At 65.4% G+C, this 22,461-nt stretch carries 26 protein-coding genes; 11 read left to right on the top strand and 15 right to left on the bottom strand.

The genetic code is table 11. The features are described from left to right. Positions 1-30 precede the first annotated feature (30 nt). Both QF050_RS07015 and QF050_RS07010 read left to right on the top strand, forming a co-directional pair. The gene (locus QF050_RS07015; RefSeq protein WP_308929791.1) at positions 31-435 is read left to right on the top strand and encodes a DUF202 domain-containing protein; all 405 of its coding nucleotides are present in this window, start codon (positions 31-33) and stop codon (positions 433-435) included. After that, positions 435-767, top strand: coding sequence for a DUF202 domain-containing protein (locus QF050_RS07010; protein ID WP_308929790.1), 333 nt, complete (start codon positions 435-437; stop codon positions 765-767). The genes QF050_RS07015 and QF050_RS07010 overlap by 1 nt, the downstream gene beginning before the upstream one ends. A gap of 10 nt (positions 768-777) precedes the next feature. Here QF050_RS07010 and QF050_RS07005 read toward each other — a convergent pair whose 3' ends face one another. Next, on the bottom strand, positions 778-1,176 hold the full coding sequence (locus QF050_RS07005) for a hypothetical protein (protein WP_308929789.1): 399 nt from the start codon (positions 1,174-1,176) through the stop codon (positions 778-780). Between the two features lie 85 nt (positions 1,177-1,261). Between QF050_RS07005 and QF050_RS07000 the strand changes: the two genes are divergently transcribed. Then, positions 1,262-1,498 carry a DUF2630 family protein gene (locus QF050_RS07000; RefSeq protein ID WP_308929788.1) on the top strand — a complete coding sequence of 79 codons (237 nt, stop codon included), beginning with the start codon at positions 1,262-1,264 and terminating at the stop codon, positions 1,496-1,498. A gap of 79 nt (positions 1,499-1,577) precedes the next feature. On the opposite strand, the gene QF050_RS06995 is transcribed toward QF050_RS07000, so the two are convergent. Beyond that, complete coding sequence (locus QF050_RS06995; protein WP_308929787.1) at positions 1,578-2,264, bottom strand: DUF2848 domain-containing protein; 687 nt, start codon at positions 2,262-2,264, stop codon at positions 1,578-1,580. A 160-nt stretch (positions 2,265-2,424) separates the two neighbouring features. Between QF050_RS06995 and QF050_RS06990 the strand changes: the two genes are divergently transcribed. Next, a complete protein-coding gene (locus tag QF050_RS06990; protein ID WP_308929786.1) occupies positions 2,425-3,834 on the top strand; it encodes an MFS transporter in 1,410 nt (469 codons plus the stop codon). Here QF050_RS06990 and QF050_RS06985 read toward each other — a convergent pair whose 3' ends face one another. Next, positions 3,835-4,491 carry a GntR family transcriptional regulator gene (locus QF050_RS06985; protein ID WP_308929785.1) on the bottom strand — a complete coding sequence of 219 codons (657 nt, stop codon included), beginning with the start codon at positions 4,489-4,491 and terminating at the stop codon, positions 3,835-3,837. It abuts the gene before it with no gap. Positions 4,492-4,523: 32 nt separating this feature from the next. Between QF050_RS06985 and QF050_RS06980 the strand changes: the two genes are divergently transcribed. Together QF050_RS06980 and QF050_RS06975 are read left to right on the top strand one after the other, a co-directional pair. Beyond that, positions 4,524-5,318: a carbon-nitrogen hydrolase family protein gene (locus tag QF050_RS06980; RefSeq protein WP_308929784.1), complete on the top strand. Its 795-nt coding sequence runs from the start codon at positions 4,524-4,526 to the stop codon at positions 5,316-5,318. Between the two features lie 323 nt (positions 5,319-5,641). After that, positions 5,642-6,973 carry an ammonium transporter gene (locus QF050_RS06975; RefSeq protein WP_308929783.1) on the top strand — a complete coding sequence of 444 codons (1,332 nt, stop codon included), beginning with the start codon at positions 5,642-5,644 and terminating at the stop codon, positions 6,971-6,973. A gap of 110 nt (positions 6,974-7,083) precedes the next feature. Here QF050_RS06975 and QF050_RS06970 read toward each other — a convergent pair whose 3' ends face one another. Continuing rightward, positions 7,084-7,710, bottom strand: coding sequence for a PadR family transcriptional regulator (locus QF050_RS06970; RefSeq protein ID WP_308929782.1), 627 nt, complete (start codon positions 7,708-7,710; stop codon positions 7,084-7,086). A gap of 176 nt (positions 7,711-7,886) precedes the next feature. On the opposite strand from QF050_RS06970, the gene QF050_RS06965 reads away from it, so the two are divergent. Continuing rightward, entirely contained in the window at positions 7,887-10,058 is a 2,172-nt protein-coding gene (locus QF050_RS06965) for a transglycosylase domain-containing protein (RefSeq protein ID WP_308929781.1), read from the top strand. A gap of 156 nt (positions 10,059-10,214) precedes the next feature. Here the strand turns inward: QF050_RS06965 and QF050_RS06960 are convergent, their stop codons facing one another. The 4 genes from QF050_RS06960 to QF050_RS06945 form a co-directional block, all read right to left on the bottom strand. Then, the gene (locus QF050_RS06960; protein WP_308929780.1) at positions 10,215-10,814 is read right to left on the bottom strand and encodes a DUF1992 domain-containing protein; all 600 of its coding nucleotides are present in this window, start codon (positions 10,812-10,814) and stop codon (positions 10,215-10,217) included. A gap of 147 nt (positions 10,815-10,961) precedes the next feature. Then, positions 10,962-11,459 (bottom strand): SRPBCC domain-containing protein, encoded by a 498-nt coding sequence (locus QF050_RS06955; RefSeq protein WP_308929779.1) that lies wholly within the window; start codon positions 11,457-11,459, stop codon positions 10,962-10,964. Between the two features lie 12 nt (positions 11,460-11,471). Beyond that, the gene (locus tag QF050_RS06950; RefSeq protein ID WP_374121563.1) at positions 11,472-11,708 is read right to left on the bottom strand and encodes a hypothetical protein; all 237 of its coding nucleotides are present in this window, start codon (positions 11,706-11,708) and stop codon (positions 11,472-11,474) included. 6 nt (positions 11,709-11,714) lie between these two features. After that, on the bottom strand, positions 11,715-12,449 hold the full coding sequence (locus tag QF050_RS06945; protein WP_308929778.1) for a GAF and ANTAR domain-containing protein: 735 nt from the start codon (positions 12,447-12,449) through the stop codon (positions 11,715-11,717). A gap of 284 nt (positions 12,450-12,733) precedes the next feature. On the opposite strand from QF050_RS06945, the gene QF050_RS06940 reads away from it, so the two are divergent. Continuing rightward, the gene (locus tag QF050_RS06940) at positions 12,734-12,931 is read left to right on the top strand and encodes a hypothetical protein (RefSeq protein ID WP_308929777.1); all 198 of its coding nucleotides are present in this window, start codon (positions 12,734-12,736) and stop codon (positions 12,929-12,931) included. 156 nt (positions 12,932-13,087) lie between these two features. Continuing rightward, positions 13,088-14,125: a nitronate monooxygenase gene (locus QF050_RS06935; RefSeq protein WP_308929776.1), complete on the top strand. Its 1,038-nt coding sequence runs from the start codon at positions 13,088-13,090 to the stop codon at positions 14,123-14,125. Positions 14,126-14,212: 87 nt separating this feature from the next. On the opposite strand, the gene QF050_RS06930 is transcribed toward QF050_RS06935, so the two are convergent. Together QF050_RS06930 and QF050_RS06925 are read right to left on the bottom strand one after the other, a co-directional pair. Continuing rightward, positions 14,213-15,253 carry an NAD(P)-dependent alcohol dehydrogenase gene (locus tag QF050_RS06930; RefSeq protein ID WP_308929775.1) on the bottom strand — a complete coding sequence of 347 codons (1,041 nt, stop codon included), beginning with the start codon at positions 15,251-15,253 and terminating at the stop codon, positions 14,213-14,215. 168 nt (positions 15,254-15,421) lie between these two features. After that, positions 15,422-16,438: a zinc-dependent alcohol dehydrogenase family protein gene (locus tag QF050_RS06925; protein WP_308929774.1), complete on the bottom strand. Its 1,017-nt coding sequence runs from the start codon at positions 16,436-16,438 to the stop codon at positions 15,422-15,424. 140 nt (positions 16,439-16,578) lie between these two features. On the opposite strand from QF050_RS06925, the gene QF050_RS06920 reads away from it, so the two are divergent. After that, positions 16,579-17,472, top strand: coding sequence for a helix-turn-helix transcriptional regulator (locus QF050_RS06920; RefSeq protein WP_308929773.1), 894 nt, complete (start codon positions 16,579-16,581; stop codon positions 17,470-17,472). A 133-nt stretch (positions 17,473-17,605) separates the two neighbouring features. Continuing rightward, entirely contained in the window at positions 17,606-18,028 is a 423-nt protein-coding gene (locus QF050_RS06915; RefSeq protein ID WP_308929772.1) for a universal stress protein, read from the top strand. Between the two features lie 78 nt (positions 18,029-18,106). On the opposite strand, the gene QF050_RS06910 is transcribed toward QF050_RS06915, so the two are convergent. From QF050_RS06910 to QF050_RS06890, 5 genes are all read right to left on the bottom strand, one after another. After that, a complete protein-coding gene (locus QF050_RS06910) occupies positions 18,107-18,502 on the bottom strand; it encodes a cupin domain-containing protein (protein WP_308929771.1) in 396 nt (131 codons plus the stop codon). Positions 18,503-18,546: 44 nt separating this feature from the next. Beyond that, positions 18,547-19,584 (bottom strand): MFS transporter, encoded by a 1,038-nt coding sequence (locus QF050_RS06905; RefSeq protein ID WP_308929770.1) that lies wholly within the window; start codon positions 19,582-19,584, stop codon positions 18,547-18,549. Positions 19,585-19,845: 261 nt separating this feature from the next. Then, on the bottom strand, positions 19,846-20,742 hold the full coding sequence (locus QF050_RS06900) for a DUF817 domain-containing protein (RefSeq protein WP_308929769.1): 897 nt from the start codon (positions 20,740-20,742) through the stop codon (positions 19,846-19,848). After that, the gene (locus QF050_RS06895) at positions 20,735-21,553 is read right to left on the bottom strand and encodes an oxygenase MpaB family protein (protein WP_308929768.1); all 819 of its coding nucleotides are present in this window, start codon (positions 21,551-21,553) and stop codon (positions 20,735-20,737) included. Before QF050_RS06895 ends, QF050_RS06900 begins: the two co-directional genes overlap by 8 nt. Before the next feature lie 84 nt (positions 21,554-21,637). Beyond that, positions 21,638-22,411 carry a hypothetical protein gene (locus tag QF050_RS06890; protein WP_374121508.1) on the bottom strand — a complete coding sequence of 258 codons (774 nt, stop codon included), beginning with the start codon at positions 22,409-22,411 and terminating at the stop codon, positions 21,638-21,640. Between the last annotated feature and the right edge of the window lie 50 nt (positions 22,412-22,461).

Here is a 22,461-nt window from a genome sequence, read left to right as displayed (position 1 = left end):
GTGCTGTGCCGGCGCGGCTAAACTGGGCCCGTGACCAAGAGTGAGCAGCCGCCCGGCCCTGCGGCCCCGTCCTCGCGTGGACGACTCGCGGAACGCCTGCTGCCAGGCGGCGAGGAGCCGGACCCGCGATTTACCCTTGCCAACGAACGCACTTTCCTCGCATGGATCCGCACGTCCCTTGCGCTGCTGGCCGGCGGCATTGCCGTCGAGGCCTTCACGTCAGGCCTGTTCATCGAGCCGGTCCGCAAGGGCCTGGCCGTCATCCTGCTTCTGATGGGCATGATGCTCAGCGGCGGTGCCGCAGTGCGGTGGCTTCGCGTGGAGCGAAGCATGCGCAATAAAGCGCCGCTTCCCCTGCCGTTCTTCGTCCCCCTGTTGGCCGGGGCAGGCGCCCTGGCGGCCGCCGTCGTACTCGTCTTTATCCTCATGCGCTGATGGCATCCGGCGCACCCCGGCCGCACGGCGATCCGGGCCTCCAACCCGAACGGACGGCACTCGCCTGGGGCCGGACCATGTTGGCGCTGGTGACAGCGAGCGCCTTCTTCCTGCGCTGGCTTCCCACCTACGGGCCGCCCATCCTGATGCTCTTGGCAGTGTCCGGCAGCGCCGCCTTGGCCATCTATCTCACCCAGCGCCGCCGCTACCGGGCGAGGTCCCACGGCCTGGCAGGGGAAAGCATCGAAGCGGACCTTTCGGCCGTGCTCTGGACCGCAGTCGCGGGCGTCGTCCTGGGCGCACTGGGCATCGTTGTGGTGGTAGCCGGCTAGGGGCCTGCGGCTAAAACATCGGCAGGACGAACCCGCCCAGCAGGGCCACGGTACCGATTGCCGTCAGGCAGCGGCCCAGGACCGACGCCGTCCTGCCCGCCTCTTCCGGGGCGGTGGCCTGCCACTGGGTTGGGCGTTTGGGGTGGTAATAAATGGGCAACGTGTCCCCCACCGCCATGTCCCTGATGTCGTAGGGGGACATGGGGGCGTTGTGCACCTGGTGCTTCCGGTCGAACCAGCGGAATCCGACGCCGGTGGAGTCCGAATACACCACGGCCTCGGCCACGTCCCACGGATGGACAAAGCGGCGGAGGAAGCCGGTGTAGATCAGCAGTCCCAGCCCGGCGGGCAGGCACAACCAGGTCAGCACTTCCAGGATGGGACCTGCCATATCGAGCGCAGTGGGCATGAAATTGATGGTACAGCGCGGGGGCTGGTGGCTTCAGCACCTGCTACGTACGCTGAAGGTGACCGGACCGGAGTTAGGGGAAACCATGAATGACCAGGATATTTTGACGCACATCCAGTCCCTGGTGGAGGAGGAGCACGCGCTGCGCGAGGGCGCGACAGGCGGCCGGGCGCCGGACCAGGCGCGGCTCAAGTATGTTGAAGAAAGCCTGGACCAGTATTGGGACCTGCTCCGCCAGCGGAGGGCCAAGAAGGACTCCGGCGAAAACCCGAACGAAGCCCAGGCCCGCCCCATCAGTGAAGTGGAGGGCTACAGGCAGTAGCTTCGAGGCGTGAAAGGTTCCGCCACCCAGGGTGGGGCGGCGGAACTTTTCTACGCGTTCACGCCGCTCGGTGCCTCGCTTAGCCGATGGGTTGCGGCATTTGCTCCACGACATACTGCACGTCCAGCGACTCTCCAGTCACCGGATCCGCCATCTCCACCTTCCAGCTGCGGGCGAACTGGTCCACCCCGCCGGTCATCGCCACGGTGCCGGAAATCAGCACGGTGCCCGGCTGGTTGAGACCGCGACCGGCCAGCACCTCCAGCCAGTAGTCCGGCGTCAGCAGAGCCTCGAGGGAACTGTCCTGGATGAGGGTGTCCGGGGTTTCCCCCTCCCCTACCCAGCCCCGCAGCGTGATGCGGTCCAGGTGGTCCCGCACATCCTCAAGCCGCCATGCCTTGCGGCCCAGGACGTCAGGGCTGGCGTTCTTGCTCCATGCCACACCATGCACTTCCAGCTCACGGTCCGTATGATCACAGGCGGCGGTGAGCAGGACGCCCTCGTCGGTGATGACCAGCGCCCATTCCGCCTCCCCGGACGTCCGCCCATGCTGGACCCGGACCTCGGACACCTGCTGCGCGAGATAGGGCGAGACGGGGTACATGGCCGGCGTGGTGGTGGGGCCGGGGACGCCAAGCTCGGCGAGTTCAGCAATGTGCGCCTGCACCTCATCCTGCTCGCGCCCTGCGTAGCCGGCGTTGAGGAGGTGCCGGACCTGCACGTTCTTGATGCTGCCGTCGGGAAGTTCAAAGCTGAGAGCCGTCATGGTGCAGTCCTTTTCGAAGGCCGCGGAGCCGGTGCACCGCGGGAAAATTAACAAACCGGAAACCGGAAACAGTCGCCAATGTACATCCAGTATGCGTAATGTATACATTTAACGCCAGCGTGACAGGCGTCACCTGAAAAAATCCACTGTGGAGGACACAATGAGCAATTCTCCGGTTTCGGCTGCGGGCGCAGCATCACAGCCAGGGCCGCCGATCCATCCCAAGGGCCTGTTCAAAGCTTTTGCGGCGAGCCTGACCGGCACGGCCTTGGAGTGGTACGACTTCGCCGTCTATTCCGCGGCTGCCGCGGTGGTCTTTCCCATCGTTTTCTTCCCGTCCTCGGATCCCCTGACCGGCACCATCCTCGCCTTCTCCACCTACGCCGTCGGCTATGTGTCACGGCCCGTGGGCGGGGTGGTCTTCGGCCGGCTCGGCGACAGGATCGGGCGCAAGAAGGTCCTGGTCACCACACTGATGATCATCGGCGCGGCCACGGTGCTGATCGGCGTCCTCCCGGGCTACGGCAGCATCGGCGTTGCCGCCCCGATCATGCTGGTGCTGCTGCGCTTCGCCCAGGGCGTGGGCGTGGGCGGCGAATGGGGCGGCGCGGTGCTGCTCTCCAGCGAATACGGCGACCCGCAGCGGCGGGGTTTCTGGGCCTCGGCCGCGCAGGTGGGTCCGCCTGCCGGCAACCTGCTGGCCAACGGCGCGCTGGCGGTCCTGACCCTGATGCTCACCGAGGAACAGTTCCTCAGCTTTGGGTGGCGCATCGCATTCCTGGTATCCGCACTGCTGGTCGGGTTCGGTCTGTGGATCCGGCTCAGGCTTGAGGACACCCCCATCTTCAAGGCCATCGAAGCCCACGGCGAACAGCCCGCCGCACCCATCCGGGAGGTGTTCAGCAAGGAACTCCGGCCACTGATCGCTGCCATGCTCTGCCGCGTTGGGCCGGACGTGCTGTACGCGCTTTTCACCGTCTTCACCCTTACCTACGGCATCCAGGGGCTCGGCTACGAACGCAACCAGGTGCTCACCGCCGTCCTGGTCGGCTCGGCCTTCCAGCTGTTCACGATCCCCCTGGCGGGCGCAGTCTCAGACCGCTTCAACCGGCGGCTGGTCTATGGTGTGGGTGCAGTAGTGGGCGCCGTCTGGACCTTCGTTTTCTTCGGCGTCCTGCGTGGCAACAACGAGCCGATGCTGATCGTGGGCATCGTCCTGGGACTGGCGGCACACTCCTTTATGTACGGACCGCAGGCAGCCTTCATCGTGGAGCAGTTCTCGCCGCGGCTGCGTTCCACGGGAAGCTCACTCGCCTACACCTTCGCAGGCGTCATCGGCGGGGCCATCGCACCATTGATGTTCACAGTCCTGCTTTCGCAGTTCGGCACCTGGATTCCGGTGGCCATTTATGTGGCGGTCGCGGCGGCAGTGACCCTCGTGGGCCTGGCCTTGGGCCGGGACAACAACACAGTGGAGGACCAGGACTACCGCCTGCTGCTGGAAGGGACTGCGGCGTCCCGGGCAGCCGGCGAAGCGGCGCGTGCATCCGGCGTTGGCCACGTCCGATGATCAGGTGCGCAGGAGGATGTCCCGCGTCACCGCGAGGTGGCGGTCGATAGCCTCCTTGGCACGGGCGGAATCGCCGGCCACCAGGGCATCGAGGATGTCCTGGTGTTCGGCGCACACCGCCTGGCGCCTGCCGCCCGTGCGGAACAGGGCGGCGACGCCCACCAGGATCTGCCGCACATGGAGCTTGCTGTACGTTCGTGAAATGAGTTCGTTTCCGGCGGCGTCGATGAGCTGCTGATGGAAGAGCGTGTCCAGGCGGATGAATTCGCGGGCGTCTTCCGGGTCATCGTTGTTCGGAATTTGCGCCTGCTGCTGCAGGGTGTCCTGCATTTGCTTGGCGGGCACGCGGTGTTCGTCAATAACGAGTTTGGCCGCATGGCTTTCCAGCACGCCGCGGAGTTCCATGAGCTCGGAAATCTCCCGGCCGGTAACGACCGGAACGTATGCGCCCCGCTGCGGAATGAGCTCCACCAGCCCGTCGGAAACCAGCAGCAGCAGCGCCTCACGGACCGGAGTGCGGGACACCCCGATGTCCGCGGCAAGCTCCTGCTCGTTGAGGAAACGGCCTTGCAGTTCCGGGTCGGTCAGGACGTTTTCGCGCAGGTAGGCGTACGCCTTTTCGCGGCCCGAGGCGGCCGAACCCGAAATTTTTACCATACATTATGTATACAACAGATCGGAGATCTTCCATGCGTATCGCCATCGCCCAAATCATCAGCGGCGCCGACACGGCGGCCAACCTTGGCATCATCCGGGACTATGCCGCCCAGGCGAAGAACGCCGGTGCGCAGCTGGTGGTCTTTCCGGAGGCGGCCATGCGCGCCTTCGGCCACTCGCTGAAAGACATTGCCGAACCGCTCGACGGCCCCTGGGCAGGCGAGGTTCGCCGCGTCGCCAAGGACCTGGGCATCACCATCGTGGCAGGCATGTTCACCCCCGGCGCGGAGGGGCGCGTCCGCAACACGCTGCTGGTCACCGGCCCCGGCGTGGAGGCGTCCTACGACAAGGTCCACCTCTTTGACGCGTTCGGCTTCACCGAGTCCAAGACAGTGGACGCCGGGGAGGCGCCGGTAACGTTCGAGCTCGAAGGCACCGTGTTCGGCCTGGCCACCTGTTACGACGTCCGCTTCCCGGCCCTGTTCACGGCTAACGCCAATGCAGGAGCACAAGTGAACATCGTGTGTGCTTCCTGGGGAGCCGGCGAGGGCAAGGCCGAGCAGTGGGACCTGCTGGTGCGTGCCCGGGCGCTGGACAGCACCACGTTTGTGATTGCGTGCGGCCAGGGCGATCCCGAAACCGTCGGCGCGGGCCCCGCAGGCGCGGCACCCACCGGAATTGGCCACAGCGCCGTTGTCACACCCCTGGGCACCGCCGTGGTGGCCCTCGGCGGAAAGCCTGAACTCGCCGTCGTCGACATCGATCCCGCGTCCGTTGACTCCGTGCGCGCCACGCTGCCGGTCCTGGCCAACGCCCGCAGGTTCTGAACGGTGAATCGCCGTTCACGGTCCTGAAACATAAGGGAAAAGGCGCACGACGGCGGGTTCTCACCCCTGGAACAGCCGGAACCCCCGCGAATTCGGCAGGATCGCGGGGGCGGCGGCGGGGACGAGCCGCCAGGGGTGGGGGCGTGTTTACATTCCCGAAACATAGCTGATACGTGAACTTCACGCAGGAGCGATTTGTGTAACCTGACCGCAACTTTAAGCGGCACTGGCTGAAACACGCGGCACCAAAAATAGACCGCGGGGGAAATGCCACGGGGCCAAGCGGGCCCCACACACCGTTCACGCTGCGAAGGGACCCACCAGTGGAAATCACTGCCCAACACGTCTGGTTGATGATTTCAGCCGCGATGGTACTGCTGATGACTCCTGGCCTTGGCCTCTTCTACGGCGGTATGACCCGGGCCAAAGCCGCCCTGAACATGATCATGATGAGCTTCATCTCTGCCGGCATCGTGGGCGTGGTCTGGGTCCTGTGGGGTTACTCCATGACCACCGGCAACGGCGTGCTGGGACTCTTCGGCAACCCCTTCACCAGCTTCGGCCTGCAGAACCTCATTGGTTCGCCGGACCTGCTCAAGGCCGGGTACAGCGCCACGTTCGCCATCATCACCGTGGCCTTGATCAGCGGCGCCATTGCGGACCGCGCCAAATTCAGTGCCTGGGCCCTCTTCGTGCCCGTCTGGATTACGGTGATCTACTGTCCCCTCGCCTACATGATCTGGGGCGGCGGCCTGATGAGTGCCGGCGGCGCCGTCACGGCAATCTTCGGCCAGGTCATCGACTTCGCAGGCGGCGCGGTTGTGGAGATCAGTTCAGGCACCGCCGCCCTGGTGCTGGCCATTATCGTGGGCCAGCGGCACGGCTTCGCCAAGGACCCCAACCACCGCCCGCACAACATCCCGTTCATCATGCTGGGCGCAGCAATCCTGTGGTTTGGCTGGTTTGGCTTCAACGGCGGCGCCGCAACCAGCGTGGAGCAGGCCGGCCTGATCTGGATCAACACCCTGATAGCTCCCGCCGCGGCGATGCTGAGCTGGCTGGTCACCGAGAAGATCCGCCACGGGCACCCCACCTCCCTGGGTGCCGCCTCCGGCGTTGTGGCCGGACTGGTAGCCATCACGCCGTCCTGCGCGAACATCAGCCCGCTCGCTGCTGTGGGCCTGGGCCTGGTTGCCGGAGTTGCCTGCTGCGTGTTCGTGGACCTCAAGTACCGCTTTGGCCTCGATGACTCCCTGGACGTGGTGGGTGTCCACCTGGGCGCGGGCCTCATCGGCACCCTGGCGCTGGGATTCATTGCCCTTCCCGTGAACGGCCAGGGCGGCGGACTCTTCTACGGCGGTGGCGTGCAGCAGCTGGTCGCCCAGTCGGTCGCGGTCGTCATCACCCTGCTGCTGTCAGGGATCGGAACGGCGATCATTGGCCTGGTCATCAACAAGACGGTTGGGTTCCGTGTCAGCCACGAGGCCGAGACCGCCGGCGTGGACCTGTCCGAGCACGCGGAAACCGCCTACGCATTTGGGGAAATGGGCTCCGGATTCAGCACCCTCAGCCACATGCTGACCCACCACACCGCCCACGCTTCGGCTGCACCGGCCAAGGCCGACGTGCAGGCCAAGGAAGACGCTTTCGCGTAGATTCCCTTCACCGGGACTTCCGTTCGCAGGATTTCCGTTCGTTTGACTTCAGGTCCTGGAGCTTGTCCCGGGCGGAGCCGGCGCCTGCGGGCCCGGACCGCCCGGAGCACCTAGTCAGCAAGGATCTTGTAGAGTGCACGCCGCAGTTCGTCCATCTTTTCGACGGCTGCCGCGCGCTGTTCCTCAGTAGCACCCGTACGGAATTGATGGATGGCACCCAGCAGCTTTCCTATGCTTTGGTGGAAGTCCCGGTCCGCACTGTCCGGCTCAGCGCTCCAGGCGTTTTCCATTTCCTCCGCGTGCTCTGCCACATAGGCTTTGCCGGCGTCAGTGAGCGCAAACTCCGTTCCCCGGCCCTCGCTGAGCGCCTCGATCAGGCCTTCGTCCACCAATTGCTGAAGGGTGGGGTAGATCGATCCGGGGCTGGGGCGCCACATGCCGCCGGTCTTCGCGGCAATGGTCTTGATCAGCCCGTAACCGTTGGAGGGCGCCTCGGCCAAGAGCGAGAGGATGGCCGCGCGGACATCCCCGCGGCTTGCCCGCCGTCCGCCGCGGCCAAAACCGGGACCGAACCCGGGACCAAAGCCGGCGCCAAAACCGGGTCCAAACCCAGGCCCGAAGCCGGGCCCAAACCCTGGCCCCCGATGCCCGTGCGGACCCCTGTGGGCCCTCCCCCGCTCGAAGCGGCCTTGACCGAAATCCGGGCCGGGGTGTTTCTCGTCGAATATGCCTTTCATAGCGGCATCGTCCTTTCAATGTATTTTTCGCTGATGATTCAGCGATAGTTAACGATATGTCGCTAACTATCGCTGGTCAATAGGCGTGACGTGACCAAATCCTGCCCCTTCCGCCTCTGGCACGCCCCTTGCCGGCGGCGTATTCTGTTCACACCTTCAAGCACGAGGGCTGAGGCATGGCGAAGAAGCGGAAGCGCAGGCGGAGTTTCGGCGCAGCTGTGGGACGGCTCCTGGGGTTCCTTGCAGCCAGCATCTTGTGCGGAGTACTTGCCGCCAGCCTGGTGATTCCGGCGGTGGCAGCCGCGGGTCTCGGCGTCAGTTCTTCCATCGGATTCTTCGAGAACCTGCCTGCGGAGCTGACCGTGCAGCCGCCGTCGCAAGCCACCAAAGTCCTGACCTCCGATGGACAGCCGATCGCCACCCTGTACGCGGAGAACCGTGTGCGCGTGCCACTGGACCAGATGTCACCGTTCATCAAGGACGCCATCATTTCGATCGAGGACAGCAGGTTCTACGAGCATGCAGGGGTGGATCCGCAAGGCATCCTCCGCGCCCTGTTTTCGAACCTGACCAAAGGCAGCGAGCAGGGTGCATCAACCATCACCCAGCAATACGTCACCAACATCCTCAATGAAGCGGAGCTCTCACAGGACAGGCCGGACGCGGTGGTCCTGAGCGGGCAGAAGAACCTCGGCGACAAGCTGCGGGAGATGAAGCTCGCCATCGCGCTCGACAAAAAATACACCAAGGACCAGATCCTTGAGGGCTACCTGAACATCGTGTTCTTCAGCAGCAACGCCTACGGGATTGAGGCGGCGGCCCGCTATTTCTTCAGCACCACCGCAAAGGACCTCACCTTGCCGCAGGCGGCCCTGCTGGCAGGGCTCGTGAACAGCCCCACTTTCTACAACCCGGCCACCAATCCGGACAAGTCCGTAGTGCGCCGCAACCAGGTCCTGGCCGAAATGCTGCGCCTGGGAAAGATCACCCAAGCCCAGCATGATGAGGCCGTGGCCACCCCCATCGAATTGAAGATCACGCCCCAGGAGCAGGGGTGCGCCAATGCGGCCATGGCACCGTACTTCTGCGATTACATTTCCCACTTGGTCCTGGAAAATCCCGCATTTGGGCAAAGCGAGGCTGACCGGGAGCGGCGGCTGTATCGGGGCGGCCTCACCATCGTCACCACCTTGGACAGCAGGCTACAGGCTGCGGCCCAGGCACAAGTGGACGGGACTGCGGGCCCCAACCCGGACCGCTGGGCGGCATCCTTGGTGACCATCCAGCCCGGCACCGGGAAGATCCTTGCGATGGCCCAAAACACGGTTTTCCTTCCACAACCCGGCAAGTTCGATACCAACCTGAATTTCAACGTGGATGCCAAAGACGCGCAGGGCAATGACCTCAACGGGGCGGGCGGGTTCCAGCCGGGGTCAACCATGAAGCCCTTCACGTTTGCCGAGTGGCTGAATGAGGGCAAGGCCCTAACTGCAGTGGTGGACGCATCACGGCGGGTCTATCCGCTCGACTTTCCGTGGAAGGACAGCTGCGGCAAAGTGCTGGGCGCCTATGACAGCGCGCAGAACAACCCCACCCTTGGTGCGGCCGACGACCTGCAGAATGCCGAAGACGGTTTTTACCGGCCAATGCCCGTCAATTACGGCCTGTACAACTCGATCAACACCGCCACCTTCGCCTCTGCCGCGCAACTCGATTTCTGTGGCATCCAGAAGATGATCGACTCGGTGGGCCTGCATAGCGGGTTGGACAGCACATCGGTCAACATGCACCAACTGGGCAACCTCCTGGGCGGCACTGGAGTGGCGCCCCTGACCCTTGCCAACGCTTTTGCCACCTTCGCCACCGAGGGCCGCTACTGCACGCCCATCGCCTTGGTGGAGATCACTGATGCCGCGGGCGCGAAACTCCCCGCACAGGCCCCGGACTGCCATGACGCCGTCAAGCCGGACGTGGCCCGCGGTGTGAACTCGGTCCTGCAGGACGTTCTGAAGCGGGGGTCCGGTGTGTGGATCAACCCGAAGGTGCAGGACAAGTTCCCCACCGCGGCCAAGACCGGAACGTCGAACAACAACGGCTCCACCTGGGTGGTGGGCTACACCACCGGACTGGTCACGGCGTCCTTCTTTGGGGATGCCCTGGGAGGACAGAAGCGATCCGGCCAGAACGTCACCATCAACGGCACGTTCTACCCCAGCCTGGACGGCTACATGATTGCCGGCCCGCAGTGGGCCAACTACATGCTGAAGGTGGCGGCCCTGTATCCCGCAGCACCGTTCGCGCCGCCTCCCGCATCGATGATCGGGCCAAATCCGACTCCGAAACCCTAGCACCGGAGTGAGAGTGGGACGTGCCAAAGGTTGTTGCAGTGACGCATCCTGCCAACACAGTATCCCAGCGGGTATGCACCAGGATTGGCATGGCCCATGCGGACAGACCGACAAGTACTACAACGCACGGTGTGAACTCTACGAATCGCGGACCGCTTAGTCCTGGCCCGTCCCCTTCCACAACCGCTGCCACCATGAGCGCTCGGGTTCCGGCTCCGCGGGAACTTCGGCAACCCGCGCTGCCCGGCGGCTGCGCCAGTGCTCCAGTTCCGCTTCCACGTCCCGCGTCTTGGTGATGACAGGCGGGCCGCCCTGCAATTGCCGGCGTGCGTCGATAACCCTGCGGTTGAAGTCCTGCAGGAGGTCCCGGACCTGCTGCTCCGTGTACTGGGCGTCAAGGGTGTCATCGAGTTCGGCGTCCTCGGCGCGGAGCAGGATGGCCGCCGGCCCCAGTCCGCTGATATTTTCCCGCTGGATCAGTCCCTTGACCCACCAGTCCGGATCATAGGATTCACCGAGGCCGGGTATCGGTTTGCCGGCGTACTTGAGGTTGTCGAACTTGCCCTGTGCCATCGCATCGCGGACCAGGTATTCCGCGAGGGCGGCGTCGCTGACCTTCCGGCGCTTGTCCCTCTCCTGTGCGTCAAGGGCATCCAGTTCGGCTTCTTCTTCGGCACTGATGCCGGCGCCACGGTAGGAGCGCCGCTCGGCTGCCCGCTCCAGTCGCTTGCGGAAATCCGCTGCCCCGCCACTCATTGCCGCCACCGCCTTACGTGAGGTTGGTCCACCTTCCAGTATTCCGGCGCCGGCTTGTGCCTTCAACGCCCGGGGTGGGGAGGACGACGGCGGGACGTCCCGCCGTCGTCCTTCCGCCTGACGCCGTGGCAAGGTTCCTGCCGGGTATCAGATATTGGCGTGCTCGGCGAGGATGCCGTCGATCTGGCCGGCGGCCAGTTTCAAGCCTTCCTCCATGCCCATGGCAACCATCTGCTCCAACTGCTCCTCGGACTCGAACGCGGAATGGATGGTCATGCGGGTGCGCTCCCCCACCTGCTCGAGCGTGACGGTCGCATGGGTAACCCCCAAGTCACCCGCGGGGTTTCCGTCGCTGTCGGCGAACCCGTCGTCGAACTGGAGCTGCCGGGGTGCCTCGATGGCCGTGAACTCCCACCAGCCATGGGCTTGCTCCCCCTCCGGACCCGTCATGTAGTAGTTGGCGCGGCCGCCGGGGACGAAGTCATGCTTGTGGAAGGTGGCCGGCCAGGTGGGTGGGCCCCACCAGCGCTCGAGCTGGCGGGGGTCCTCCCAGAGCTGCCATACGCGTTCGACGCCGGCATCGAACTCGGCGACCAGCGTGAGGGAGAGCGCCTCGGGGTTCTTGTCCATACTGATGACTGTCATGGCCGTGCCTTCCTAACCTTCAGCGAGAATGTCTGCCATCCGGGCGGCGCGCTGCCGCCAGATCTGTTCGTATTCGTCAAGCAGCCGCCGGGCTTTCTGGAGCCCCTCGTGGTTGCCCCGGACAATCTGCTCCCTTCCGCGTTTTTCCTTGGTGACCAGTGATGCACGTTCCAGCACCGCCACATGCTTCTGTACGGCGGCGAAACGTGTCAACGGGTTTCCTGGCAGCCCTGCCCAACAGCACCGCAGGGGCTGTTAGGAGTCGAAGTGCGTCTTCACGCCATCGCCGGACAACTGCTCAACGAGCTCGCTGGCAACATCCCGGAGTTTCCGGTTGCGGTTGCTTGAGACCCGCGTGAGGATATCCATTGCTTCCTGCTGCGAGCAGCGGTTTTGCGCCATGATCACCCCGCACGCCAAGTTGATGGCAGTCCTGCTCTCGAGCGCCGCCTCAAGATCGTCAGCACGGTTTTGCGCAGTGTTGATCCGAACGGAGAGATGCAGCGTGTTGCGGGCGGCGGCCGCGAAGCCCACCGCCTTGTCGTAAACGTCCGCCGTGAACGCACCAGGGAGGGTGGCGAAGAAGTTCAGCGCGGCACCGGCGTCGCTGGTGATTTCCAGCGGCACGCCAAGGGTACTGTGGACGTCGCGTTTGACCAGTTCCTGGCTGTAGGTCGACCACCGCGAATCCTGGGTGACGTCATCAATCATCACCGGGGCCATCTCCCGGAGGGCACGGAGGCAGGGCCCATCGCCCAGCGCTTGCTCAACCTGGTCCAGCTCCAGCGCACGGGCGCTGCTGGCCGCCGCAGTGGAGGGACGCCGGCGGAGCTGGAGGGTAATGGCACACTCGACCTTGGACCCGGCAGCGTCAGACACTGCCTCTGCCGCCAAGCCGGAGAGTCCGGACAGGAATTCCACGGCATTCCCGGCACCCACCAGGATCTCCTGCAGGTGATGAACGATTTCGTTATCGACAGGATTGAGCATGGGTTTATCCTACGGCTGACCGGCGCTCCGGAGGACCCCTTCGACAAGGAGCAACTGTGCCGCGCCTCACACGTGATGAGATTCACTCGCAATAAAGCGCTATTTGGTTGAGCCCGCCATTCCGGCTTGGGCACTATGGATGAGAAGGGTGGGCAAGCCCCCGCCCCGAGATCCTGGTGACGCAACGAGGCCCACCGGTGAGCGCAGGCCACCGATCCCCGGAGCGTGGACAGGCCAATCCAGCGGCACCAAGCGGCCGCACTGACGAAGGAAAGTACTGAACAATGACGTTTAACGCTGCCAAATCCGTAACACTGAAAATCTGGGACCGGGCCTCTCTCCACGAAACCCTCGATTCCGCAGTGACGGACCTCTCCAGCCGCCACAACACCACCACCTGCCGCATCGCCGTCACCTGCAGCGGCCCCAACACGTTCACACTGAGCGTTCGCGGCGACGAAGCGGCCCTCGCGGCCGTCTAAGCGGCACCCCCAAGGGGAGCGGACGACGCCGGGACCTCCCGGCGTCGTCCGCTCCCCTTTTTCACGCCCCCCCGGCACCGTCCTGGCGGCTTCATATTGGAGCGCCGACGGGCGTAGCATTCGTCAGGTACGCACAGCCTGCCCGGGAGGGATTTGTTGAACAGCCAGCGGAAACCACGTCGGTTCAGTCTCAAGTCCCTGGAGCTGCCCGTCATCCAGGCGCCTATGGCCGGTGGGCCGTCCACTCCGGAGCTGGCGGTTGCAGTCAGCACCAATGGCGGCCTGGGCTTCCTGGCTGCAGGCTACAAGGCTGCGGCCGCGATGCGCGCCGACATTGAAGCCGTCAGGAAACAAACGGGTGCGCCATTCGGCGTGAACCTTTTTGTCCCCCAGCCGTCCGTCATTACTCCCGAAACCCTGCAGCGCTATGCAGCTTCGCTTGCCCCCGACGCTGAACACTTCGGCGTCGCACTGGGGAATCCACGGCATGACGATGACGACTGGGACAACAAGCTTGAGGCCCTGCTGGACCTGGCACCGGCAGTGGTGTCCTTTACCTTCGATTTTCCCGGCGCCGGCGTAGTGGAGGCCCTGAAGGAACACGGGGTCTACGTCATGGCCACGGTGACAGGCCGCGAAGAGGCGCTCCAGGCACTTACCCGCGGTGCTGATGCCCTCTGCGTCCAGGGGCCCGAAGCCGGCGGCCACCGGGGGACGTTCAACGCAGCCGGTGCCCCGCCCGAGGTGCCCCTGCACGGGATCCTCGAGGAACTGTCCGATCTCGAGGTACCGCTCGTCGGGGCGGGCGGGATCACCACCGCTGACGAAGCCCGGGCAGTCCTCAGCGTCGGTGCCGTGGCCGTCCAGGCCGGAACGGCGTTCCTCCGCGCTGACGAGGCGGGAACCAAGCCGGCGCACCGGGCTGCATTGTCGTCGTCGGACCGATTCACCACCACCGCCGTCACCCGTGCCTTTTCAGGCCGCAACGCCCGCGGCCTGTACAACGGGTTCATGCGCCGCCATGACGGCGACGCACCCTACGGGTATCCGGAAATCCACCACCTCACCACTCCACTGCGTGCCGCGGCCGCGACCGCGGGCGATCCGGAAGGGCTGAACCTGTGGGCGGGAATCAACTACCGGACCACCATGGAAGGCCCGGCCGCGTCGATCCTGCGAAGCCTCACCCCCTGAGGTTCGTCCCGCCGTCGTCCTCCGTGCCTTAAAGCACGACGGCGGGCCGGCCCCTTTCGGAGCCGGCCCGCCGCACGTGGTGGCGCCTTAGAGGGTGGCGGTATCGATCACGAAGCGGTACCGGACATCCGAAGCGAGGACGCGCTCGTAGGCGTCATTGATCTTTTCGGCCGGGATGACCTCGATCTCGGCGCCCAGGTGGTGCTCGGCGCAGAAGTTGAGCATCTCCTGGGTTTCGCGGATGCCGCCGATCATGGAACCGGCGAAGGAACGGCGTCCGCCAATCAGTGCGAAGGCGTTGACGGGAAGCGGCTCGGCGGGGGCACCGACGTTCACCAAGGCGCCGTCGAGCTTCAGCAGGCCCAGGTAAGAGCTGATGTCGATCGAGGCGCTGACCGTGTTGATGATCAGGTCGAAAGAGCCGGCCAGTTCACTGAAGGTGTTCTCATCACTGGTGGCGTAGTAGCTGTCAGCTCCCAGGCGGAGCCCGTCCTCCTGCTTCTTCAGCGACTGCGACAGGACCGTCACGTCGGCGCCCATGGCGTGGGCCAGCTTGACGGCCATGTGGCCCAGTCCGCCGAGGCCGACGACGGCGACCTTCTTGCCCGGACCGGCGCCCCAGTGCCGCAGCGGGGAGTATGTGGTGATGCCGGCACACAGCAGCGGTGCAGCGACATCGAGTTCGATGCCCTCGGGGATGGTCACCACGAAGTCCTCGGTAACCACGACGTGGGTGGAGTAGCCGCCCTGGGTGATGGTGCCATCGCGGTCAACGGCGCCGTAGGTGCCCACGTTGCCCTTGAGGCAGTACTGCTCCTCGCCCTTCTGGCAGTTGACGCACTCCTTGCAGGAGTTGACCATGCAGCCCACACCCACGCGGTCACCCACGGCGTGCTTGGTGACGGCCGCGCCCACCTCGGTGACGATGCCGGCAATCTCGTGGCCGGGAACCAGTGGGTACTGCTGCGGGCCCCAGTCGCCGCGGACGGTGTGGATGTCCGAGTGGCAGATGCCGGCGAACTTGATCTCGATCATGACATCGTGCGGACCCACCTCGCGGCGTTCAATGGTGGTTGCCACCAGGTCCTCCGTGGCGGACGGGGATGCAAAAGCCTTGACGGTAGTCATGGTTCTCCTCTGATCTGTTGGGGGGATAACTCGATGTTACAAGGGCTTGCCTGGTGAAACCCTGTGCAGGGGCACAGCCAGGGTGGCCCTGTTGTACCTGGTCTTGGGAGTCCTACCCTTGGCGGCCATCGTTGCGGGCCATGGTTGCCGGCCACGGCAGGACTGCGGTCACGGGCGCAACAGCACCTTGATGGCCCGGCGTTCGTCCATGGCCTTGTATGCCTCCGCAGCCTGCTCCAGCGGCAGTTCAAGGTCGAACACTCTACCGGGATTGATCTCGCCGCGGAGGATCAGGTCGATCAGCTCGGGCAGGTACTGCCGCACCGGGGCGGGCCCGCCGTGGAGGTGGACGTGCGAGTAGAACAGGTCCCTTCCGGGCAGCGCCACATCATGGGACACACCCACGAAACCAACGTGGCCTCCCGCACGCGTGGAGTGGATGGCCTGCAGCATGGATTCCTGGGTGCCCACGGCTTCGAGCACGGAGTGCGCGCCAAGCCCACCCGTGAGTTCCTTGATCTTCTTCACGCCCGCGTCGCCACGCTCTTCGACAACGTCGGTGGCGCCGAATTCGCGGGCCAGTGCCTGCCGGTCGGCATGCCTGGACATGGCGATGATCCTCTCGGCGCCCATCTGCTTCGCCGCCAGGATCCCGAGGAGTCCCACGGCACCGTCGCCCACTACCGCAACGGTCTTGCCGGGGCCCACCTCGGCCGCCCTGGCGGCGAACCAGCCGGTGCCCAGGACATCGGAGGCGGCAAGCAGCGACGGAATCTTCCCGGCGTCGGGCATTTCCGGGGTGGCCACCAGTGTGCCGTCCGCCAGCGGGACGCGCAGGTACTCGGCCTGGGCGCCCCCCACGCCCTGGCGGTGGACGCAGCCGCTTTGGTAGCCGGAACGGCAGATTTCGCAGGTGTTGTCCGAGGCGAAGAAGGACCCCACGACGAACTGGCCGGGGTGGACGTTCTTCACTTCGGCGCCGACTTCGTCGACGATGCCCACGTACTCGTGGCCCATCGGCTGGGGCCGGGCCAGCTTGTCGGCGCCGCGGTAGGGCCACAGATCGGACCCGCACACGCAGGCGGCAACGAGCTTGATGACCGCGTCCGTGGGCTGCTGGATGGCGGGCTTGTCACGGTCCTCGACGCGGACGTCTCCTGGGGCGTGCATGATGGTTGCGCGCATGCTGGGTCCTCCAAATACTGAAAGGCTGAAAGCGGACGATTACATCAAACCTGCACCGGCGGCAGTAAGCGAGGGCCCTGCTGTAACTGGTTCTGGCAGACCCTCCTTACGGTTGAAGGAATCGTCGTAACGTGTTCCCTATGGATAACCGAGCCGAGGTACGTCAGTTCCTCTCCTCCCGCCGTGGACGCATCACCCCCGAGCAGGCAGGCATTGAACCGTACGGCGGCCGGCGCAGGGTCCCGGGGCTGCGGCGCGAGGAGGTGGCACGGCTGGCAGGGGTCAGCGTGGACTATTACACACGCCTTGAACGGGGCAACCTCAGCGGTGTCTCGGACAGCGTCCTGGATGCCATTGCCGGCGCCCTTGAACTGGACCGGGCCGAGCACGACCACCTCTACGACCTGGCAAGGGCGGCCAACTCCTCCGGACGCAAGCGGGCTGCGAGCGCCGGCGGTTCCGCGTCCTCGGCGGTGCGGCCGGAATTGCAGTTCCTCCTGGACACCATCACGGGGGCACCCGCCTTCATCGGCAACAACCGCATGGACATCGTGGCAGCCAACACCCTGGGCTACGCCCTCTACTCGGACATGTACCGCAACCCCTCACGGCCGGCCAACCACTCCCGGTTCATCTTCCTCGACCCCCGCGCCCACAACTTCTATACGGACTGGGACCGGGCAGCGAACACCAACGTGGCCATCCTCCGCCGCGAGGCCGGCCGCAACCCGCATGACAAGGGCATCGCCGAGCTCATCGGCGAACTGTCCATGCGCAGCGATGAATTCCGGACCCTGTGGGCCGCCCACAACGTCCGGCGCCACTACGCAGGCACCAAGTTCTTCCAGCACCCGGTGGTGGGGTTGCTGGAGCTGAACTACCAGGTCCTGGGCCTGGAGGAGGACCCCGGGCATACCCTCACCGTGTATCCGGCCACACCCGGCAGCCCCTCCGAGGAAGCCCTCAAGCTCTTGGCCTCCTGGGCGGTCACCGAGAACATCGCCGACACGGCCCAGGGGCACGTGCGCGCCTGACGCCCAGAGCACGTGCACAAACGGGCGGCGGCCACAGTTCCGGCAGCAACTGTGTGATACCGGCGCTGACGCGGGTACTCCCTAGACTGGCAGGTGGACGATTGACGACGGAACGAGGGAAGGACCCCAAAGCATGAGTGGAGTAGTCGTAGTAGGTGTGGATGCCAGCGCATCGGCACGGAAGGCAGCGGAAGTTGCCCTGGGCCTGGCGGAATCGCTGGGAGCATCACTTCATGTGGTGACAGCGTTTGAAACCGAGAATGCCGAAACGTACGGCGTGGGCTCGGACAAGGTCAGGATCTCCAACGCGGACAGCTCCGAGCTCGTGGCCAAATCCCTGGTTGGCTCACGTCCGGGGGTGGAGGTCACCCACTTCGCCGCACGCGGCAAGCCTGCCGATTCCCTGATCAAGGAAGCCATCCGCCTGGACGCCCGGCTGATCGTGGTGGGTAACCGAAGGATGCGCGGCATCGGCCGGCTCCTGGGCAGCGTCGCCAACAGCGTGGCTCATAACGCCCCGTGCGATGTCTACATCGCCAACACCTACGACGACTGACCCTTACCCGCAACGAGGAGAGCGGACGACGCCGGATTCATCCGGCGTCGTCCGCTCTTTTTCCTGCCCGGGCGGGAGCTAAGCCCCGTATTCTGCCTCAGTGACGTGGTCGAGCCAGGTGACCACCTGGCCGTTCGCATCGGCTTCCTGCATGGCGACGTGCGCCATGAACCGCTCCGGAGTTGCCCCGTGCCAGTGCTCCTCGCCGGGCTCTATGTAAACCACATCGCCGGGACGGATTTCCTGGACCTCTCCGCCGCGCCGGGCCACCAGCCCAATGCCGTCGGTGACGTAGAGGGTCTGGCCCTTGGGGTGGTGGTGCCACGCGGTGCGGGCACCCGGGGCGAACCGGACATGGGCGCAGCCGATGGCCGACTGCTCATCGGGGTTGCGGATCCCGTCGATGTGCACCGTTCCGGTGAACCATTCCTTTGGCCCGGCGCCAGTCTGGCCGCCGCTCTTCGTGAACTTCATGGTCTCCTCCAGTTGATTCGGTTGACGGAAAATCTGTCGCCTGCTCAGGCGGTGCGGCGTGTGGCCCGGGCGGTCACGAAGGCCAGGACGCCCGCGGCCGAAAGAACCGCTGCGCTCGCGATGAAGGTGCCGCCGTGGCCTGCAGAGTCGAACAGTACGCCGCCCAGGGTTGATCCGATGGCAATCGACGTCTGGACCACAGCCACCATCAGCCCGCCGCCTACCTCGGCATCGTGCGGCATGGCCTCGGCGATCCAGCTCCACCAGCCCACCGGCGCGGCCGTGGACAGCAGGCCCCACAGGCCCAAAAGAACCACGACGGCGGCTATCCAGCCGCCGGCCGGAACGAGCAGGGCCGCGATGACGGCCATAAGCACGGGAATAGTGGCGAGCGTCCGGTACAGGCCTTTCCCAAGGAACCGGCCAATCAGCATGGTGCCCGCAAATCCTGCCACCCCCATCACCAGAAGGACCAGGGAGACGGTGGCCGCATCAACCCGCGTCACCCGTTCCAGGAACGGGCGGATATAGGTGAACAGGACGAACTGTCCCATGAAGAAGGACCCACAAGCGGCCATGCCCCAGGCTACCGACCGGCTTTTGAACGCGGCGAAAATCCCGAAGACGCTGCCGGACTCCCGCGGCTTGTCCACCTTCATGGACGGAAGGCTGATCCACTGCCAGACCATGGCAACCACCGCCAACGGCACCAGGCAAAAGAAGGCAGCGCGCCAGCCCATCACGGCGCCCAGATAGCTGCCCAACGGGGCGGCCAAAACCGTGGCAAGGGCGTTGCCGCCATTAAAGATCGCCAGGGCGCGTGCCACCTGGTGGGCCGGCACCAGCCGCATGGCGCTGGCTGCGGACAGGGACCAGAATCCACCGATCACTATGCCGATGAGGGCGCGGCCGACCATGAAGAGCAGGTATCCCGGCGCCATGGCCACCAAGGCTCCGGAGAGTGCCATCAGCGCCGTGAGGCCCAGCAGCAGGGTCTTGCGGTTCATGCTGCCGGCCAGGGTGGACACCGACAAGCTGGTCAGGACCGCGAACAGGCCGGAGATTGCGATTCCCTGCCCCACCATCCCCCTCGGAGACCTGAAGCTCGGAGGCCATCGGCGTGAGCAGGCTGACGGGCATGAATTCGGAGGCGATCAGGGCGAAGACGCACAGCGACATTGCGAAGACGCCTCCCCAGTGGGCCTGGTGGTGCTCGGGGCCATGGGTTTTCTGCGGCTCGCGGGTACTGCTGACTGTAGTTTCGGGGGGCATAGTGTCCATCAAAGCGCGTTCCCCCAGCCCTAGCGAGGGCTCTGTTGAAACGGGTTTTGGCAGACCCCCCTTTACCGCGGCAAGGCAGCCGACGGAACGTCCCGGCGTCGTCCATTGTCCATTTCCGGCTCCTGGGGCTTGTAGACCCAGGCCACCAGCACCACGGAGATGAGCATCAGCAGGAACCAGGAAACGAGTTTCTCCAGGCCTACCGGGTGCCAGCCGGCAACCTGGCTGGGGTAGAGCCAGGCCCCGGACCAGGTGGCGATGTTCTCGGCGATCCAGATGAACAGGGCCACCAGCAGGAAGGAGACCGCCAACGGCATCCGGAACTCCCGGCGGAACACGCGGAAGTGCATCACGCAGCGGCCATAGACAATGACGACGGCGGCCAGCAGCACCCAGCGCAGGTCCCAGATGTAGTGGTGGGTGAAGAAGTTGGCGTAGATGGCGCCGGCAAGGATGGCGGTGATCCAGCGCCGTGGGTAGGCAGCGAATTTCAGGTCGAAGAGCCGGTAGACGCGCACCATGTACGAGCCCACGGCGGCGTACATGAAGCCGCTGAAAAGCGGTACCGCACCCACCCGGAGGAAGCCCTCGGCCCCGTAGGACCAGGAGCCGACGTCGGTCTTGAACAATTCCATGACGGTCCCCACCAAATGGAACAGGACAATGACGCGCAGTTCCTTCAAGGTTTCCAGTTTGAAAGCGACCATCAGGACCTGGATTACGACGGCGGCGAGCGTCAGGAAGTCGTTCCGTGCCAGCACCGCCGTGTCCGGGTACCAGAGCCGGGCCGCCAAGAGCACCGCCAGGAGGGAGGCTCCGAAGGTGCAGGCCCAGCCCTGCTTGAGGCCAAAAACGACGAATTCGGTGAGCCGTGCCTTGGCGCCGCGGGCAGGGGACGCAGCCAGGAAGCGGCGGGCGTAGTCATCGATCCGCTGCTCGACGGAGGTGGAACTACGCACGGGTCCCCTGACGCTGTTGGGGCTGGCCGCTCCTGCGCAGGTCCTTGTCGAGCTCGCCCAGGCAGTAGTCCTTGAACCAGTGCCGGGTTCCCCGCGGCAGTTTGGGGTAGGCCACGGCCAGGACGCGCATGGTCCGGTCGAAGCGCCGCTCGTGGCGGTCGCTCCAGGCAAGGCCAAAGTCTTTCCGCAGCTGGTCGGGAAGCAGCCCGGCGGTGAGGAACCGGGCCGAGGGCATAATGGCCCGGTACCAGAGGGCTGTGTGTTCCGGGTACAGCAGGCCGCGGCCGACGTGCGCGCCTTCTTCCTCCACGCGCAGGGCGGCGAGCTGCTCCTGCCAGTAGCGGCCGAACGCGGCCCGGTCCTTAGGCCACAAGCCAGCGGGAACCTGCAACGATGTGCCGAGCCGCGCATAGTCCCGGTACATGGCGTCGGCGGAGTCGTCGTCGAGCGGGCCGTAGATTTTTTCGATGACGGTGAGCGCCGTGTCGTAGAGCGTGGCCACCACCCAGAGCTGCAGCGCGGGATCGTAGGCGTTGTACCCGGCCGATGACTCGTCGGCCGCCCGCCGCACGGGGGCATGGGCCCGGTTCACCCTGCGGCGGACCTCGTGCACCTGCTCATCGGTTCCGTACACGACGGCGTAAACGTAGGTGAGCGTGCCCTTGAGCCGGTTTACGGGACGCCGGGTGAAGGTGCTGTGTGCCGCCACCCCGCGGCCGATGGCGGGATTGGCAAGCTGCAGCAGGATGGCCCGTCCCGCCCCGGCGAGCAGGATGCCTTCTGCCCTGTAATCGGCCACTTCCTGCACCATGTGAAAAGGGTACCGGAGGGGCAGGACAGCAGGGCGGGGCCTTTGTCCCCATTGTCCGGGCAGGCCCCGGCCCGCAGCATCCGGCTAGCGATTCACCGGCCGCAGCGAGGTGATCATTTTCCTGATGTCCGAATACTCGGCCGTGTCCCGGTACTTCCGGGCGAGTTCCAGGTATGGGAGGGACGGGTCGCCGGGCGTCGCATTGTTGTCGGGGTCATAGGACGCACCGAACATGGCAGCGTTCGGGGGCCACCTGAAGAACTGGAAGATGGGGCAGGCGTCCGGTCCGCTTGCCGCGGGGCCGGACGTGATGCCGTAGCCGGCGGCCGGTGTGGTGTACAACCCCGGCGTCGCGGCGTTTGCGCGTGATTCGAACACGAACTGCGGCACCACTCCGCCCTGGACCAATGCCGGGACGTCAACGGTGTCCATGATTTCGTAGGGGTACCTCTCGGTGCAGGTGGATCCGGTGGCCATGTTGGTCCTCAGCGTGGCTATCACCTTTCCGGCCTGGTTCCTTACCTCAGCGAATGCCCCGCCGCCCTCAGCCAGTTCCCCCGCAGGGTCCTTGACGCGCCAAGCGGCCGGAAGATCGAACGCCATGGTGCCGTCCGCCGTCGTAAACGTGGTCCATTGTGCCGCGGCCGTGCCGGACGTTGTTTCGGCGGCCGGTGTGGACGGAACGTCCGACGGCGTCGGCGCGGCGGGCGTCCCGGTCGCCGTTGCGGAGGCAGCAGCGGAAGAGGACTGCGCAGGCTGCCGGCTTCCCGGCTGCGGCGAGCAGCCGGCCACCAGCATCACGGACAGCAGCATCACGGCCAGGGACGCGGGCGGAAGTGACTGATCAAACCTGCGCACCACACCTCCCCGGGCCCTACGATGACCCTTCAAGTGTGGCGCGGTAACCC

This window comes from Arthrobacter sp. SLBN-112, from assembly GCF_030944625.1.
Lineage (GTDB): Bacteria > Actinomycetota > Actinomycetes > Actinomycetales > Micrococcaceae > Arthrobacter.
The sequence above is the reverse complement of the archived record's forward strand: the minus strand, read 5'-3'. Positions and strand labels throughout refer to the sequence as shown.